This is a genomic window from Flavobacterium sp. FlaQc-48 (assembly GCF_044007335.1).
In the GTDB taxonomy this organism is placed as follows: Bacteria; Bacteroidota; Bacteroidia; order Flavobacteriales; family Flavobacteriaceae; genus Flavobacterium.
This window is the reverse complement of record NZ_JBIPCR010000012.1, coordinates 121,465-138,831: the sequence shown is the minus strand read 5'-3', so window position 1 is coordinate 138,831 and position 17,367 is coordinate 121,465. Positions and strand designations below refer to the sequence as shown.

Here is a 17,367-nt window from a genome sequence, read left to right as displayed (position 1 = left end):
CCCTCAAAACAGAACATATATTTTACAAATAACATCTCACCATAAAAATGAAAACAGAAAACAACCACTTCGCAAAAGCCGAAATGCTGATTAGAAAACCTGTTTCAGAAGTTTTTCAGGCTTTTACAGATCCGGAAATCACCCGCAAATTTTGGTTTACAAAAGGTTCCGGAAAATTAGAGCAGGACACCACAACCGAATGGACATGGGAAATGTATGGGTTTTCGCTAACCGTTACAACCCATGTTTTACAGGAAAATCATAAGATTGTAATTGAATGGGGAAACCCTGATGAAACGACTTTGGTAGAATGGATTTTTAGTCCGTTAAACGAAACTGAAACATTTGTAAGTATTACCAACTCAGGTTTAAAAGGAGATGCCGATAAAATTATCGATCAGGTCCGCAATTCAACCGAAGGTTTTACCTTAGTTTTGGCCGGAGCAAAGGCGTATTTAGAACATAATATACTATTGAATTTAGTCCTGGATCGATTTCCTAAAGGACTTGCATAGAAAAGTTTCAGTTTTCAGATTCGCTCAAACAACCTGAAACCTGAAACTTGAAACCTGAAACCCGAAACTTGAAACCTGAAACCTGAAACTAAAAAATGATAAAACCCGAAAATATCGACGAATACATTCGCGCATTCCCTAAGGAGGTTCAGGTGGTTCTGGAAAAAGTCAGAACCACGATTCAGAAAGCGGCTCCGGATGCGAAAGAAAAAATCAGTTATTCGATGCCGGCTTTTGAACAAAACGGAATCATCGTTTATTTTGCGGCTTTTAAAAATCATATTGGGTTATATGCTTTGCCAGGCGGTCATGAAACTTTTCAGGAAGAACTTTCGAAGTATAAGTCCGGAAAAGGTTCTGTACAGTTTCCACTTGATCAGCCAATGCCTTTTGACTTAATTACCCGAATTGTAAAATTCAGAGTAAAAGAAAACCTCGAAAAATCAAAAAAGAAATAATTTTAAATGGATTTAAGCGAACATTATAATAACCTTTATATTGAATCTTCTAAAGCGATTTTAGAAGGCAATTATAAACCTGATACACAAATAAACAACACATCAGATTCCCGGTTTGGAATCACGTTACTTATTCGTCCAAACGAAATAGTAAAAGCAAACATCCGGTTATTTCTAGAGGATTTAAAAACGATTGAACCCAATCAATATTATTATCCGGATTCCGATATTCATATTACGGTAATGTCAATTATTTCCTGTTACGAGGATTTTTCTTTAGATCAAATCACCATCAGGGATTATATTGACGTCATTCAACAAAGTTTGGTGCATTTAGATAAAATCAAAATTGAGTTTCGGGGCGTTACAGCTTCTGCATCAGCCATAATGATCCAGGGTTTCCCAACAGAGGATTCGTTGGATAATTTCAGGGATAAACTTCGTGAGAATTTTAAAAAATCGACTTTAGAACAAAGTATTGATAGTCGATATAGCATTGCAACAGCACATTCTACTGTAATGCGATTTCAGGAAAAACCTGAAAACCCCGAACAGCTCATACAAGCTGTAGCAAAATTTCGTGATCATGATTTTGGAGGATTTCAGGTTAAAAATCTGGAATTAGTTTATAATGACTGGTATCAGCGCCAAAAAAACACCATTCATCTAGCCGATTTTTATATAGCAAATTAAAAAACAGCCAAGAATTTGCTTCGCCTGTCCGCTATCGCTCGGGTCACGAATTTTACTAATCGAAGTTGCGGTAAATTCAAAAAACTTTGAGCCTGTATGCCTTCGTGGCAAACCAGACTTTTATTTATTAAATTTCCCAAAGTGCCATAAAACCCCGGACGGATCGTGCAAAAAGCATTCGCTTCCCCAATCAAAATGTCGGGTTGGCGTTAATTTTACGCCATATTTTTCTGTTAAGTTTAAAGCCAATAACTGATCGTAATAATAGTCAACATCTTCAACTTCCAGAAAAACCATCGTGTTTTCGTTCCAGCTTTTATCATAATAATCCTGAAGATAAAAGGCCAAATCGCCTGTTTTAAAGACAGAAAACTTAGGATCTAATACTCCTTCTTCAAAGCCTAAGTCTTTGTAGAAATTTCTGGATACTTCAAAATCTTTGGCTCCAATAAAGGATCGGATGGATAGGGCTTTGTGTTTCATTTTGATTCAGATTTTATAACTTTTTCACACATTAGAAGAAAAGAACATTAAATCATTTTCAGATATCTGGATTGATTCAGCAATTTTCTGTCACTATTTAAAACATTAACAGTAACAAAGTTTTCACACAATAGAGATTCATAAAGCAATTTGTTTTCTTCTATCTTTTTTTCGCTCCGTAAATTTACATAAATAAAATTTTCTATTATTTCAATTTCAAATGTAACAGGAAACGAAAAATTGTTTTTGATTCTCAAGTCTTTATAACCATACACAATTGTTGCATCACAACCCAGCGGTGCAAATCGGGTTTCATCAGTATAAATATCAACAGAATGGTTGTGCCTTTCTAAAATTTCTAAACCGGCAATTAGGCTAACCTGGTATACAATTCCGGATACCTGGCACATTCCGCCGCCATTCTCCTCTACTAATTTCCCTTTTACTAAAGTTCTGCTTTTCTTAAAATCCCGGTTTGGATTCCCTACAATTTTGAAAAAAGAAAAAATTTGATTCGGTTCCAGCACATGGGAATTTATTCTTTTTGAAGCCAATTGAATATTGTGCAACTTATTTTCAAAAGTCTCACCTGGTTTTATTTCCTGTGCTATTCGTATTGCATGATCAAAAACAGAATCGTTATGACTTTCTTTAGAAAAACGAAACAGGTCTTTACTAAAAAAATCATTTTTAAATCGAATCAGTAATTTGACCGTAATCCTGAGTTGTTTCCAGATTTTCATTTCTTCTCTAATTCAATGATTAAGTAAGAACTATATTCTTTTAAAAATGAACTGGCCAAAAATGAATCCAGTGGCAACAAAAATTTTCGACAAAAATCAGGGAATCTGTGAATGGGAAAAAACAGGAATCCAAATGTTCTTTTTACTTTAAAATTTGGATGTACTTTAAAATCATTAATACTAAAACTACTTGCACCGTGCCAATTTGCTTTTTTATAGCCAAATAAATTTCTCCTTTTACGAGATGGAATATCAAAAATAATTCTGCCTTTCTTTTTTAAAATCCGGTTTGATTCTTCCAATACCTCATTGATCTTACTGTGATCCAAATGCATAAAAAAATGAAAACTGATAACGGTATCGATACAATTGTCTTCTAAAAGTATATGACCGGCTTCGCTTTGCAGAAAAGTCTTTTCAGGAAATTTTCTTTTTGCCACTTCAATCATTTCAAAGCTTGCATCAACACCAATCGAGGCATAATTTAAAAGTCTTCCGGTACCACAGGCTAAATCAAGAATTTGTTCCTTCTGGTCCGTTAGTAGTGTATCGAGAATTTTTCGCTCCTGAAAGTCAATAAATCTTCCATAAGAATTGCTAAATCGATTCTGATCATAAGTACTTGCCAGATCATTATAATATTGTATAATTTCGTTCATTTTTAATTCTTAATACAAAAACCAAAAATAATAAAAATCCTACTTAAAAAACAAGTTTTATCCTTTCTTTAAAATATTACCCAAACCTCGGCCAATTTGTTCGATCGCTTCAAGCCCTTTTGTTAATGGCGTAGCAGTAAAATCTTCATAGGCATCCATCGAAGTCCCTTTGCGGTCGTCTTGTGCATAAACCAGAATCAGATTGTTCTCATTGAATGATTTTTCAAATTTTTGAGGTAATTTATCAAAGATCGACTGGTATGAAACAGAACCTTTTCTGGCAAGGTTAAAAACAATCAAATCGGTTGGCTTAATTTCATCCGAAATGGCTTCAAAATTGTCCCAATCCAGAATACTTTTAAAACCAAATTTAGCATTTAGTTTCAGGTTAACAGCAATTTGCTGAATCGCCTGATGCGTTTTATATTCAGCGTAAATCACAATCGGAATACTTAATTCCTGCGATAAACGGCAAATTTTTTGTAACAATAAATGAAATCCAATGCCTCTTTCAGAAAAAGGCGGACAAACAAAAACCAGTCTTTTTTCTTCTATAAATGTTTTTTGAAATCTACAGATAAACAAACTTTTACCAACATTATTGATAATGGAATCTACGTTTTCTCCAAAAATTTTATCCAGAAAGCCTGTTTTTCTAGGCCAGCCCACAATCACAATATCCGACATGATTTCTTTAGAAGTCCTCGCAATTCCACTCGCGGGATTATGATCAATTCTGGCAATCGTATTTATTTTCACTTCAGAAGCTGATCCCTGAATAACGAATTTGTCAACTGCTTTTCTATATTTTAAAATATTTTTTTCGGCCTGGTCATTATTCGGAACAATCGTTAATAGGGTTACCGGATTGGCTGATTTTTTATCTTTTATCAAAAGAGCAAAATCTAATAGACTGGCTGTCGCCGAAGTTTTGGCTAACGGGATTAAAATGTGCTCGTCTAAAATTTGATCGCTGTGTGCATCTTCATGCGAAACTTCTTCTTCGCAAATCGCAATTTTTTTAGCTGCTTTTTCAGTCGCAAACGATGCAACAATACATGTAATTAAGATTAGGATAATCGTTCCGTTTAAGATATTTTCGTCCAGGATCTTGGCTTTAAATCCAACCAGAATTACGGCTAAAGTGGCGGCTGCGTGCGCACTGCTTAACCCGAAGATAAGTTGTCTTTCGGTTTTGGTATATTTAAAAACAATCTGGGTAAAAAAGGCTGCAATCCATTTTCCAAAAATAGCCACAACGCTTAAAGTTCCAGCTACAATTAATGCCGTTGGACCGCTTAAAATAACGCTGATATCGACTAACATTCCTACCGAAATCAGGAAAAAAGGAATAAACAATGAATTCCCAATAAACTCAATTCGGTTCATTAATGCCGATGAATGCGGAATTAAGGGATTTAATGCCAAACCGGCAACGAATGCACCAATAATAGGCTCTACTCCGGCTACTTCGGCTAAAAATGCCGCAAAGAAAACAACAGATAATACAAAAATGTAATGCGCATGTTTTTCACTTTCCAGCTTTTTAAAGAACCATTTTGCAATTCTTGGAATTACCAAAAACATAATAGCAGAAAAAATAGCCAGTGACACCGTTAATTTTATCCAGAAAGCCTGATTCAGATTCCCCTGACTGCTTCCCATGATAACCGCCAGAATAATCAAAACGGCCGTATCCGTCAATATCGTTCCTCCTACTGTTATGGCAACTGCCTGATTTTTTGCAATTCCAAGTTTACTCACAATCGGATATGCCACCAAAGTATGTGTAGCAAACATACTGGCAGTTAAAAAACTGGCATTAAAATCATAATTTAATAAATAAAAACAAACGGGGAAACCAATGGATAAAGGAAAAATAAAGGTAAAAAATCCAAATAACAAACTCTTATTCCGGTTCGCTTTGAACTCATTCATATCCAGTTCCAGACCTGCAATAAACATAATGTATAAAAGTCCTATTGTTGAAAATAAATCAACTGCTGAGTTTTTTGCCAGAATATTAAGCCCGTGTGGCCCAATAATAACGCCGGAAATAATAAGACCAATAATTCCGGGAATATTTATCTTTTTTAGTAAAATAGGCGACAAAAGAATAATGAAAAGTATTAACGAAAAAATCAATACCGGGTTGCTTAGTGGTAATTCGAATTCTTGTAAAAAATGCTGGAAAAATTCTATCATAATGTAATTTTATCTTCTTAGTGGTATTTTAATTTTTCGAAAAAAGAGGTATCAAAATAAAATGAGATGTAAGAAGTTATTATTTTCCGGATGTATGCTAAAAAACAGTAAAACCGGATTCCTTAGTGATTGCTTCATTACAAAAATACCTAAAAAAAACACGAACTTTTCACGAAAACCGCATATTAAGCAATTAAATTTGTTTCGTTGCCAAATTATTAATATTTAATATTTATTTTAACAAAACTGCAACATTTACAAACGAAAATAAAAGTTCATTGCATTATTCAATTATCTTTGTCTTAATAAATATTGCACAATGGAAGAATGTATCTCTGTTTTTGATATGCTTAAAATTGGCGTTGGTCCCTCAAGTTCCCATACTTTAGGACCATGGAGAGCCGCAGAACGTTTTTTAGACGAGTTAAAAGACGAATCAATTTTAGACCAGATTAAACGTGTAAAAGTCGATTTATACGGATCACTTTCCTTAACCGGAAAAGGTCATGCTACCGATTTATCGGTCATGTTGGGTTTAAGCGGACAGGATCCTGAATATATTCCGGTCGATAATATTGCCGGAATCATTAAAACCATCGAAGATACAAACGAAATTATCCTGGCTAACGAGTATAAAATTCCGTTTTATTTTCTTCAGGATATTGTATTTAATAAAGAGTTCCTTCCCTTTCATGCAAACGGATTAAAATTCACGGCTTATAAAGCAGATGATTCTGAATATGAATCTACTTTTTATTCTATTGGAGGAGGTTTTGTGGTAAAAGAAGAACGTACCAATGCCAAAATTAAAGAGGTAATTAAATGCGCCTTTCCCTTCCCGATTCAAAATGCGGTTGAGCTTTTAAATTATACGGTTTCAGAAAACAAATCCATTTCGGAAATTGTGTATGAAAACGAAAAATCGATGCGTCCGGAACCTGAAATTCACTCTGAATTGATGCGCATCTGGAACACGATGTTAGAATGTATGTACATTGGCTGTCATACCGGAGGCATTCTTCCCGGCGGATTAAACGTTCGCAGAAGGGCTTTTGATATGCACCAGAACTTAATAGGTTTATCAAATTATTCTAACCCGCAAACATGGTTAGAAGAAATCAGAAAAACCGAAGTAAAATTTCGTCAGATCCTGAAATGGGTAAGTTGTTTTGCACTTGCCGTAAATGAGGTCAATGCTTCTTTAGGCCGCGTTGTAACCGCACCTACAAACGGAAGTGCCGGTGTAATCCCTGCTGTTTTAATGTATTATCTGGTAATTGAAAACCATAATGCAGGCGAAAAAGAAATCAAACAATTTTTGATGGTTGCCGGAGAAATTGGCAGTATCTTTAAAAAAGGATCCACAATTTCTGCTGCAATGGGCGGTTGTCAGGCCGAGATTGGTGTTTCATCCTCCATGGCGGCAGCGGCACTTTGCGAATTAATGGGCGGAACTCCTGCTCAGGTTTTAATGGCTGCCGAAATTGCCATGGAACATCATTTAGGATTAACCTGTGACCCTATTGGTGGCCTGGTTCAGATTCCGTGTATCGAAAGAAACACCATGGGCGCCATAAAAGCCATAAATGCAGCTGAATTGGCTCTTGAAACCGATTCTAAAAATGCCAAAGTTCCTTTGGATAAAGTTATCAATACCATGTGGCAAACTGCAAAAGACATGAATTCTAAATACAAAGAAACCTCTGAAGGAGGATTGGCAATTGCTGTAAATATGGCTGATTGTTAAAATAATTATTTACCACAGATTAAAAAACATTTTTTTTTTAATCCTTTTAATCTGTGGCAAAAAAACTAGTCCTCCAAAATATACTCCATGAAAAAATATTACTTTCTTATAGCAATAGTATTTTGCTCTGTTTTATTACATGCTCAGGAAACCTTATTCATTAATACAGATACACGCTTATATACTGCCCCAAATGCTTCTGATTTTTTAGGCTATTTTAAATCTGGTGCCCAGGTGCAATTATTGTCAGAAAATAAAAATGGATGGACTAAAGTAAAAGCAGATAATTTCACTGAAGGATATGTTCCCAGTAAATTTATAGCCAAATCATTAAATGGCAGTTATTTTAAAACTACAGACAAAGAAAATCCTATTATTTTTTCAACTGACCACTACCATGGCAGCAATCATCTTTTTGTTTTAGTAGCAAGTTTGAAAGCAAGAGCACAACCAGATAAAAATTCAAAAATTAAAGAAATTTTGTTTACGGGCGATCCTGTCAGTATTGATTATATCCCAAAAAATGAAGACGAATGGGTTAATATTTCCGGAAGTTTTAGCCCCGAAGCTGCCATGTTTACTTTAAGAAAATTCATTGGCAAAAGACCGGATATGAATGCTTTGCTAAAAGATTTTGACCAGTTAGAGGTAAACAACATTACAGATCGCAAAACAATAAGCGAGCGCATTGTACAACTCGCCTGGAATGATGACAAAAGTACTTTAGAGCCTGCTTATAAAAGATATTATGAAGTGGTAAAACAATTAAATGACCCCAGACTTCTTGCAGAAACGGAGCTAAATATGGCTATAGCCAAAGGTTTGATTAAAGGAAAATCATTAGAACAAATTAATGCCCTTTCTAAAAATGCCGAATTTCTTTTGAAAGAAACCAAAACAAAAACACTTTATTTTACTCAGAAACAATTAGTAAAACTATTTGGAAACCCAACTAAAAAAGCCACTGTTGATGACGGTTGCGGTATCTATTTAAGTGACTTATTTTATTACTATCCGGATTTGGAAGTCTCTGTAGACGAAAAGAAAAATCAGGCAGAAATTGTGAAAGTTTACGTCAATGAACATAACAAATTTGTTCTCAACCCAAATGCCATTTTAGATAATTCTTTATCCGAAAAAGCTTTTATTGAAAAATATGGCACTTATATACAAGCTTCTATAAAGTCACCACATATTTATTCTATCCTCTTAGAAGACAGCCAATTTATATTAGAATTCAAAGATGGAAAGTTTTTTTCTGTCGAAATATTCTTCTCTTGCTGATTTCAATCTATAATTATTCAATACTTTTACACCTTCAAAAAAAAACAAAATGTCAGTAGCAAAAAAAGATTATAAGAGAATCACAACAAAGTCATTAATCGAAATGAAAAGCAACGGAGAAAAAATCTCTATGTTAACAGCTTATGATTTTACAATGGCAAAAATTGTTGATACCGCAGGAGTCGATGTGATTTTAGTGGGTGATTCAGCATCAAATGTTATGGCGGGTCACGAAACGACATTGCCAATTACTTTAGATCAAATGATTTATCACGCTTCTTCTGTAGTTCGCGCTGTCGAAAGAGCTTTGGTTGTGGTAGATTTACCTTTTGGAAGTTACCAGTCTGATCCAAAAGAAGCTTTGCGTTCTGCAATTAGAATCATGAAAGAAAGTGGCGGACATGCCGTGAAACTTGAAGGAGGAAAAGAAATTAAAGAATCAATCAAAAAAATATTAAACGCAGGAATTCCGGTTATGGGGCACTTGGGCTTAACGCCACAATCGATCTATAAATTCGGAACGTATAGCGTTCGTGCCAAAGAAGACCAGGAAGCCGAAAAACTAATCGAAGATGCAAAATTGCTTGAAAAAGTAGGCTGCTTTGCTGTTGTTTTAGAAAAAATCCCTGCTGATTTAGCTCAAAAAGTAGCTGAAAGTATTTCAATTCCTGTAATTGGTATTGGTGCCGGAGGTGGTGTTGACGGACAGGTTCTGGTAATTCACGATATGTTGGGAATGAACAATGAATTCAGTCCGCGTTTTTTACGTCGTTATTTAAATTTATACGAAGAAATGACAAAAGCAATTGGCCAATATGCCGCTGATGTTAAGTCGAGTGATTTTCCTAATGCTGGGGAACAATATTAATTTAGACCTGCTTAGACTTCTTAGATTTTTAGACTAGCTTAGATGCTATTCTTTTAAAATAGTTAATCTAAGAAGTCTAAGCCAATCTAAAAATCTAATTAATCTAAAAATGCATCAATTCAAAGAACTTTTAATTTGGAAAAAAAGCAGGTTATTTTGTTCTAAAATTTATAGTGCAACAGCTACATTTCCGAGTGAAGAAAAGTTTGGAATAACAAATCAATTGCGAAGAGCTTCGGTTTCAATTCCTTCAAATATTGCGGAAGGTTCTTCAAGAAATTCAAATAAAGATTTTGCCCGATTTTTAGAAATTGCTATTGGTTCTGCATACGAAGTAGAAACACAACTTTTAATTTCATCTGATTTGGGATTTATCAATGAAGAAAGTACAATTGAATTAACAAATATGTTAGAGGAAATTATTAAAATGACATCAAGATTTAGAGCAACTTTATTATAGTTTTTCAAAAAAATCTAATCTAATCCATTCTAAAATCTAAGAAGTCTAAGTCAGTCTAAAAATCTAAGCAAGTCTAAAATGAAAATAATATCAGATAAAAACAACCTCCAAATCCTCCACGAAGACAACCATATTATTGTGGTGAATAAACGCGTAGGCGATATTGTGCAGGGTGATAAAACGGGTGATAAGCCTTTATCTGATGTTGTAAAAGAATACATTAAAGACAAATACAATAAACCTGGCGACGTATTTCTGGGCGTAATTCATCGATTAGATCGTCCTACAACCGGAATTGTTGTTTTTGCCAGAACCAGTAAAGCATTAACACGAATGAACGAAATGTTCAGCAATCGTGAAACTCAAAAAACCTATTGGGCAGTTGTCAAGAATAAACCTCAGGAAACAACTGCCAAATTGGTTCATTACCTTAAAAGAAACGAGAAAAACAATACTTCAAAAGCCCATTTAAAAGAGGTTCCCGATAGTAAACTGGCCAGTTTAGATTATACTGTTTTTAAGGAACTTCAGAATTATGTAGCTCTCGAAATCAATTTGCATACGGGTCGTCATCATCAGATTCGTGCTCAGTTAGCGGCAATTGGTTCTCCAATAAAAGGAGATTTAAAATATGGTTTTGACCGAAGCAATCCTGATGGCGGAATTCATCTTCATGCCCGAAAACTGGTTTTTATTCATCCGGTTTCAAAAGAGAATATTACTATCCTAGCACCAACTCCCGATGAGACCATTTGGAATGCCCTTTGATTTTATGATACAATTGCGAATTTTTTAATTTTTATCGATTAACTTGCATAGGCAAAATCAAGGGACTCATAAAAATGGACTATAAAAACGACATCGGATACAGAAAAGAAACGCTGAAAAAATTGTTGTATAACATTCAAAAAAGCGAAGACTTAATTGTAAAAGCGTTATACGATGATTTTAAAAAGCCCGAATTTGAAGCTGTTTTAACCGAAACCAATTATGTCATTTCGGAACTAAAAGACACTATTAAAAACATCAGTAAATGGGCAAAACCAAAACGTGTTTTCCCTTCCCTTCTTAACTTTCCTTCTACCGATTATATTTTTAAAGAACCTTACGGAAACGTATTGGTCATCGCACCCTGGAACTATCCTTTTCAATTGGCATTATGCCCTTTAATTTCTGCGGTAGCGGCCGGAAACAGAGTAGTTTTAAAACCTTCGGAACTTACACCGCATACCTCTGCTATAATCGCTAAAATCGTCGAAAAAACATTTCATGTCAATCACGTCGAAGTATTTGAAGGCGGGGTCGAAGTCTCCAATAAGCTCTTGGCACAACGCTGGGATTATATTTTCTTTACCGGAAGCGTGGCTGTTGGAAAAGTAGTCGCCAGGGCCGCAGCCGAAAATTTAACTCCGGTTACCCTTGAACTGGGCGGGAAAAATCCCTGCATAATTGATGAAACTGCCAATTTAAAACTAGCCGCAAAACGCATTGTCTGGGGAAAATTTATTAATGCCGGGCAAACCTGTATTGCTCCGGATTATATACTGGTCCAGAAAAACATGAAGGTTAATTTTATTTCCTTTCTAATCGAAGAAATTATAAAAGCCTATGGCAAAAAAATCGAAAAATCCCCGGATTTAGCCCGTATTATCAATACAAAAAACTGGGTCAGGCTTGATAGTATGATCGAACGCGAAAAAGTCATCTATGGCGGAGAAACTGATGCAAACACGCTTTATATTTCTCCAACGTTAATTGAAGAACCTGCTTTGGACAGCCCCGTAATGAAAGAAGAAATATTTGGTCCTATTTTACCTATTCTGGCTTATGAAACCGAAGCCGAAATTCATAACATTATCAGCCGGTATGAGAAACCTCTTTCATTTTATGTTTTTAGCGAAAATAAATCATTTGCAAAAAAACTAATCACAACATACTCTTTTGGCGGCGGATGTATTAATGATACTGTTGTTCACTTTTCAAATAAAAGACTTCCCTTTGGCGGTGTTGGCCATAGTGGTATTGGTGCTTATCATGGCCCGTTAAGCTTTGCTGTTTTTTCACATCACAAAGCCGTCGTAAAAAAAGGAAACTGGCTCGATCTGCCTATGCGATACGCCCCATACAAAGATAAATTGACTTCGTTAAAACGATTATTGGACTGGATGTAGCAAACAAAAACAATTTCGTAATGTTTTTGAGATTTTCATACGGAATTGATTAAAAATATTATATTTACGTTTGATTCATCATCATAAATCGCAGAAACATAAAATAACTCTACCAAGCCAAAAATGAAATCCATTCCAGATCAAATCAAAGACATTAAAAATCACGGTTATGCCTTAGATTTTTCAAATGTCCTGAACTATGCTTTTGAAAATTATAAAAAAATAGCCCTTTACGCAGGACTAATATTACTAGTTTTTTCAGCATTCTTTGGCTTCATCGGTTGTAGTATTTTAGCGGCAATTTTTGGTGTTGAAAAAATAAGCAATCCAAACTTCTTTAATATCCAACTCCAGCATTTATCGCAGGTTCAACTGGTTTATTATATATTGGGAACGGTATTTATCTCTGCTATATTTAGCCCTTTTACTGCCGGATTTCTAAAAATGGCAGACTGCGCCCAAAAAGATGAGGAATTCAAAGTTGCTACCATTTTTACCTACTACAAAACACATCATTTTTTTCCGATTTTCTTTGCAACTTTTATTATTTCATTGATAAGCTCCGTATTATCTACATTTTTAGAACTTCAAAAATTAAATAATTTAGGGTTAGTCATTTCCCTTCTCATTACATTTTTTACCTTTTTAACGATTCCGCTTATTGTATTTGGAAACTTAAAAGCCTTAAATGCCATAAAATCAAGTTTTATCTTAATCGCCAGACAGCCCTTAGTATTATTAGCCTTAATGATTACCATTATAGCAGCATTAATCGTTGGTTTATTCGGATTTTGTATTGGAATACTCTTTACACTTCCGTTTAGTTATTCAATGACTTACGCTATCTATTCTGCCATTTTTAAAATTGATAAAGAAGATCCCATTGACACTATCGGAAAATCGGATTTTTAAAAAATAGAAGATTCTGAACCACAAGAGCCTAACCTACTCGGTCTGAATTTAAAAAAAAATATTTACTAAAACCAAACATAACCAAATTCTATGGTAGCAAACTGTAGTTTTTTAAAGTCGTTGATTTCAGGAATTACCGCAACCGGTAATGTCCTAAAATCAATTATTACAAACTGGTATGTTTTCAATTCCGAAATAATTTTTTACAACAATCCCAAACTTATCATCTTAGGATTGTCTCTCTTTGGTTTTTTGAGTATTCTGGTCTATCAATTCTTTAAAATAAAAACCAGAATAGGTTATTTTATCGAAAAAAAACTAGAAACCGAAACAGCAAACAGAGAATATCAACTTTACATTTTATTTTTTGGTATTGCTGTAATTGTCATTGAAATTATCAATGAAATTTTTAAAATCCGGCCCAAGAGTTTATTAATCACAAATGTCTCTATTGGCTTTACAGTATTGCTTATTTATTTTGTAACCGATAAAGTCAAATTTTTACGGGACAGGGTACAGCCCATCTTTATCTTTTTTTTCTTTCTGTATATTTTCTACGTGGGGCACAATATAATAGTTCTTTCTAATGATATTGTTCCCATTATTGTTTTTTTAATCTCATTTTACTTCTCGTACGGCATCTTAAAACCCATAAAAATATACTGGCTTTTTGTTGGTTTGGTATTCACGTTTCTCATTGTAACCGTTGCTTTACATTTAATTTCTGTAAAATCATCTATTTTACTCATCAACTTTTGTATTCTGATTTTTATCATCAATCAGGTTAAATATGCCGTTTTAATAAACAATCATGATAATTTCAGGTTTACAAATGAAATTGTGCACAAAGGAAATTCACTCACTATTGCGACAAACAAAAAAAATGAAGTCTTGTTTTGCAGCGAAACAATAACATCTATCTTAGGTTATCTGCCGGATGAAGTCATGGGATTAAAATTTTGGAAACTGACCAAAGAAGCTGACTTTATAATCAATTCGAATACGCTGAATTATCAGGAGAACAAACTTTATATCCGGAAATTAAAAAGTAAAAACGGGGAATATAAATACGTTCAGTGGAAGGACAAAAAATTCTCCGAGGATCTCATTATCAGTATTGGCCAGGATGTTACCGAACAAATTGTAGTACAGGATCAATACAAAAACCTGATTCAAACGGCCACCGATATTATTTTTGAAATTGATTCTGATGGTTATTTTACTTTTATAAACGATTTTGGATTCTCGATTTTAGGCTACGCCGAAAACGAAATTATTGCACAACATTATTCCAATTTCATTCATGAAAATTACCAACGAAATGCGGTTGATTTTTATGAAAATTTAGAACTTAATGAAAACAACTTTCCTACAATTGAAATCCCGATTTTAAAGAAAAACGGTAAAAAAATATGGATTTCCCAAAAGATAATAGTTCGCAAAAATGATCTGGGGCAAACTATAGGTTTTGCCGGAATAGCCCGCGATATTACGGATATCAGAAACATTGAAAACGAGAAAAAAAAGAGGCTTAAAAAAATTGAGGCCTACAACAATTCCACCAATAAATTATCAACTACAGATTTTAGTAAATACGATAATTTAAACACCGTTATTGATTTTATTATTAAAGAAGCTGCTACTGTCACTAAAACCAACAGGGTAAGTTTCTGGAAATACTATAAAGATTTGATTAGCTGCAAAAACCTGTTTAGTGTCGATAATCAAAACTTAAGTGATAAAAACATTCTGGACAAACAATCTTATCCTATCTATTTTGAAACATTAAAAAGCAAAGCCATAATAAATGCGCCTGATGTTTTTAATAAATTAGAAACATCCGAATTCCAGCGCCTTTACTTTACCAAAAACCATATCAAATCAATGCTTGATGTTCCGATTTTCTTAAACGGGCAATTAGCCGGCGTGGTTTGTTTTGAAAGTACCGAAGAAAAACGGGAATGGGATAATGAAGACATCAATTACGCCCGGACGATTGCCGATGTTATTTCGCTGGCTATTTCATCACAAATGCGTCTGGAAGCCGAGCGAAGATTAGAATTTAAAAGCCAGTTATTGTCTGCCTTATCACTTTGTACCGAGAAATTTTTGCTGAGTAAAACAACTCACGAAATGTTCCAGGAAACCTACGATTTAATAGGAAAAGCAGCCAAAGTAGATCATATGTACTATTACGAAAAAGAATTTATTACAGATACCGTAAGTCAAAAATACAAATGGTCGAGACAAGGAATAGAACATCAAATTACCAAAATACAACCTCTGACCAAAGATGATTTACAGGAGATCTACGAGGCTGCAGCCCATAAAAAAATTGTCAATACCCATACCCGAAAACTAGACGATACCTTTTTTAAACAATTATTAATTGCGAACGAAATCAAATCGATCCTGATTTTACCGCTTTATATTAATGATATTTTTACCGGATTTATTGGTTTTGATGATTGTACCAAAGAAAGAAAATGGTCTGAAGAAGAGATTTATATTTTTCAGGTTCTGGCCAATAATATTTCATCAGCCCTTGAAAGAAACCGTAATGAAAACAAAATCCTCGAAAGTGAAGAAAAATTCAAATTAATCGCCAACAATATTCCGGGCACTGTTTATTTATCAAAATTTGATGCTTTCTCAACCAAAATATTCCTCAATGACGAAATCCTAAATCTGACCGGTTATTCTAAATCAGAATTTATAGAGCATAATTTATCATTCCTGTCGCTTATTCATCCTGATGATAAAGATGAAGTCATCAACAGTCAGATTGATAATTTACAAAGCGGTACGCCCCTGCATAATGTATACCGTATAAGACGAAAAACAGGTGAATTTATCTGGGTAGAAGAGTTTGGGGATGTTATTAAAAAAGGGGACGAGATTGAATTCGTGGGTGGAATTTATTTTGACATCACCAATAAAAAAGAAACCGAAGACGCGATAAAGGCCAAACAACTCGCCGAAGCTGCCAATAAATCCAAATCGGACTTTCTGGCCAATATGTCGCATGAGATCAGAACACCCCTAAACGGTATTATTGGTTTTACACATTTATTGATGAAAACGGAACTGGAAGAAATCCAGGAAAAATACATGACCACCATCAACCAGTCAGCGCATTCGCTGTTGGAAATTATAAATGACATTCTGGATTTTTCTAAAATTGAAGCCGGAAAACTGGAACTTTTTATCGATTTGTACGATATTAAAAAAGTGCTCGGCCAGGTTTTTGACCTGATTGTTTACGAATCCAATCAAAAAAACCTTCAGCTAGAGCTTAATGTCGATCCTGATGTTCCCAAATACATCTGGACTGATATTGTCAGAATCAAACAAATTTTAATCAATTTACTTTCAAACGCAGTAAAATTTACTAATGAAGGTTCCATCAAATTAAATGTTTCTGTTTTAGGAAAAGGCAAAAACAACAATTGTACGATTCGATTCTCTGTTATTGATACCGGGATTGGAATTCTCGAAAAAAACCAGAAGAAAATTTTTAAAGCCTTTTCTCAGGAGGATAGTTCCACAACGAGAAAATTTGGAGGAACCGGATTGGGACTAACTATTTCCAATCAGTTGTTAGCGTTAATGGACAGTAAATTGCAGCTGGAAAGTAAAATTGACATTGGAAGTAATTTTTATTTTGATTTAAATTTAAAAACAAGCAATCAAAGTATCAACGAAAAATACAATGCCGAACTTAAAAAAATCAATCAGGAGTTAAGCGCCAACAACCTCAACTCAAACCATAAAAACATTACTTTTTTAATTGTAGAAGACAATAAAGTAAACATGCTGCTTTTAAAAACCATCATTAAAAACTTATACAGCAGCGCTTATATCTATGAATGTGAAAATGGTTATGATGCTGTAAGCCAATTTGAAAACATCAATCCTGATTTGGTTTTTATGGATATTCAAATGCCCATCATGAACGGTTATGAAACTACAAAAGCCATCCGGAATACCAAAACCGGAAAAGATATTCCGATAATCGCCGTAACTGCCGGCGCAGAGAAAGAAGAGCGAAATAAATGTTTATCTGCCGGAATGGACGATTACATTTCCAAACCTATTATGAAAGGCATTGTCGAAGAAGCTTTAGTAAAATGGTTAAAATAGTTAAAACTAAATTAAAACTGTAAGGT

15 protein-coding genes are annotated in these 17,367 nt (G+C 34.4%); 11 read left to right on the top strand and 4 right to left on the bottom strand.

The annotated features are described in order from the left end of the window. Nucleotides 1-47: 47 nt before the first annotated feature. The 3 genes from ACHRWY_RS18500 (at nucleotide 48) to ACHRWY_RS18490 (ending at nucleotide 1,666) form a co-directional block, all read left to right on the top strand. Nucleotides 48-515 (top strand): SRPBCC family protein, encoded by a 468-nt coding sequence (locus tag ACHRWY_RS18500; RefSeq protein ID WP_395356646.1) that lies wholly within the window; start codon nucleotides 48-50, stop codon nucleotides 513-515. 95 nt (nucleotides 516-610) lie between these two features. After that, a complete protein-coding gene (locus ACHRWY_RS18495; protein ID WP_395356644.1) occupies nucleotides 611-973 on the top strand; it encodes an iron chaperone in 363 nt (120 codons plus the stop codon). A 6-nt stretch (nucleotides 974-979) separates the two neighbouring features. Next, nucleotides 980-1,666 carry a mutarotase gene (locus tag ACHRWY_RS18490; RefSeq protein WP_395356642.1) on the top strand — a complete coding sequence of 229 codons (687 nt, stop codon included), beginning with the start codon at nucleotides 980-982 and terminating at the stop codon, nucleotides 1,664-1,666. Between the two features lie 120 nt (nucleotides 1,667-1,786). On the opposite strand, the gene ACHRWY_RS18485 is transcribed toward ACHRWY_RS18490, so the two are convergent. Genes ACHRWY_RS18485 through ACHRWY_RS18470 form a run of 4 tightly spaced genes read right to left on the bottom strand, consistent with a single transcriptional unit; the run spans nucleotide 1,787 to nucleotide 5,756 of the window. Continuing rightward, nucleotides 1,787-2,149, bottom strand: a complete 363-nt coding sequence (locus ACHRWY_RS18485) for a VOC family protein (protein WP_395356641.1) — start codon at nucleotides 2,147-2,149, stop codon at nucleotides 1,787-1,789. 47 nt (nucleotides 2,150-2,196) lie between these two features. Next, nucleotides 2,197-2,892, bottom strand: a complete 696-nt coding sequence (locus tag ACHRWY_RS18480) for a VanW family protein (RefSeq protein WP_395356640.1) — start codon at nucleotides 2,890-2,892, stop codon at nucleotides 2,197-2,199. Continuing rightward, nucleotides 2,889-3,551 carry a class I SAM-dependent methyltransferase gene (locus tag ACHRWY_RS18475; RefSeq protein WP_395356639.1) on the bottom strand — a complete coding sequence of 221 codons (663 nt, stop codon included), beginning with the start codon at nucleotides 3,549-3,551 and terminating at the stop codon, nucleotides 2,889-2,891. The genes ACHRWY_RS18480 and ACHRWY_RS18475 overlap by 4 nt, the downstream gene beginning before the upstream one ends. Nucleotides 3,552-3,608: 57 nt before the next feature. After that, nucleotides 3,609-5,756, bottom strand: a complete 2,148-nt coding sequence (locus ACHRWY_RS18470; protein WP_395356637.1) for a cation:proton antiporter — start codon at nucleotides 5,754-5,756, stop codon at nucleotides 3,609-3,611. 319 nt (nucleotides 5,757-6,075) lie between these two features. On the opposite strand from ACHRWY_RS18470, the gene ACHRWY_RS18465 reads away from it, so the two are divergent. The 8 genes from ACHRWY_RS18465 (at nucleotide 6,076) to ACHRWY_RS18430 (ending at nucleotide 17,341) form a co-directional block, all read left to right on the top strand. After that, nucleotides 6,076-7,503, top strand: coding sequence for an L-serine ammonia-lyase (locus ACHRWY_RS18465; protein WP_395356635.1), 1,428 nt, complete (start codon nucleotides 6,076-6,078; stop codon nucleotides 7,501-7,503). Between the two features lie 87 nt (nucleotides 7,504-7,590). Next, the gene (locus ACHRWY_RS18460) at nucleotides 7,591-8,787 is read left to right on the top strand and encodes an SH3 domain-containing protein (RefSeq protein ID WP_395356634.1); all 1,197 of its coding nucleotides are present in this window, start codon (nucleotides 7,591-7,593) and stop codon (nucleotides 8,785-8,787) included. Between the two features lie 49 nt (nucleotides 8,788-8,836). Then, complete coding sequence (gene panB / locus ACHRWY_RS18455) at nucleotides 8,837-9,655, top strand: 3-methyl-2-oxobutanoate hydroxymethyltransferase (protein ID WP_395356633.1); 819 nt, start codon at nucleotides 8,837-8,839, stop codon at nucleotides 9,653-9,655. Nucleotides 9,656-9,764: 109 nt separating this feature from the next. Further along, nucleotides 9,765-10,115 carry a four helix bundle protein gene (locus ACHRWY_RS18450; protein WP_395356631.1) on the top strand — a complete coding sequence of 117 codons (351 nt, stop codon included), beginning with the start codon at nucleotides 9,765-9,767 and terminating at the stop codon, nucleotides 10,113-10,115. A 78-nt stretch (nucleotides 10,116-10,193) separates the two neighbouring features. Next, complete coding sequence (locus tag ACHRWY_RS18445) at nucleotides 10,194-10,883, top strand: RluA family pseudouridine synthase (protein ID WP_395356629.1); 690 nt, start codon at nucleotides 10,194-10,196, stop codon at nucleotides 10,881-10,883. Nucleotides 10,884-10,957: 74 nt separating this feature from the next. Further along, the gene (locus tag ACHRWY_RS18440) at nucleotides 10,958-12,286 is read left to right on the top strand and encodes an aldehyde dehydrogenase (protein WP_395356628.1); all 1,329 of its coding nucleotides are present in this window, start codon (nucleotides 10,958-10,960) and stop codon (nucleotides 12,284-12,286) included. A gap of 123 nt (nucleotides 12,287-12,409) precedes the next feature. After that, nucleotides 12,410-13,198 (top strand): hypothetical protein, encoded by a 789-nt coding sequence (locus ACHRWY_RS18435; RefSeq protein ID WP_395356627.1) that lies wholly within the window; start codon nucleotides 12,410-12,412, stop codon nucleotides 13,196-13,198. A gap of 90 nt (nucleotides 13,199-13,288) precedes the next feature. After that, the gene (locus ACHRWY_RS18430) at nucleotides 13,289-17,341 is read left to right on the top strand and encodes a PAS domain S-box protein (protein ID WP_395356625.1); all 4,053 of its coding nucleotides are present in this window, start codon (nucleotides 13,289-13,291) and stop codon (nucleotides 17,339-17,341) included. Nucleotides 17,342-17,367: the final 26 nt, after the last annotated feature.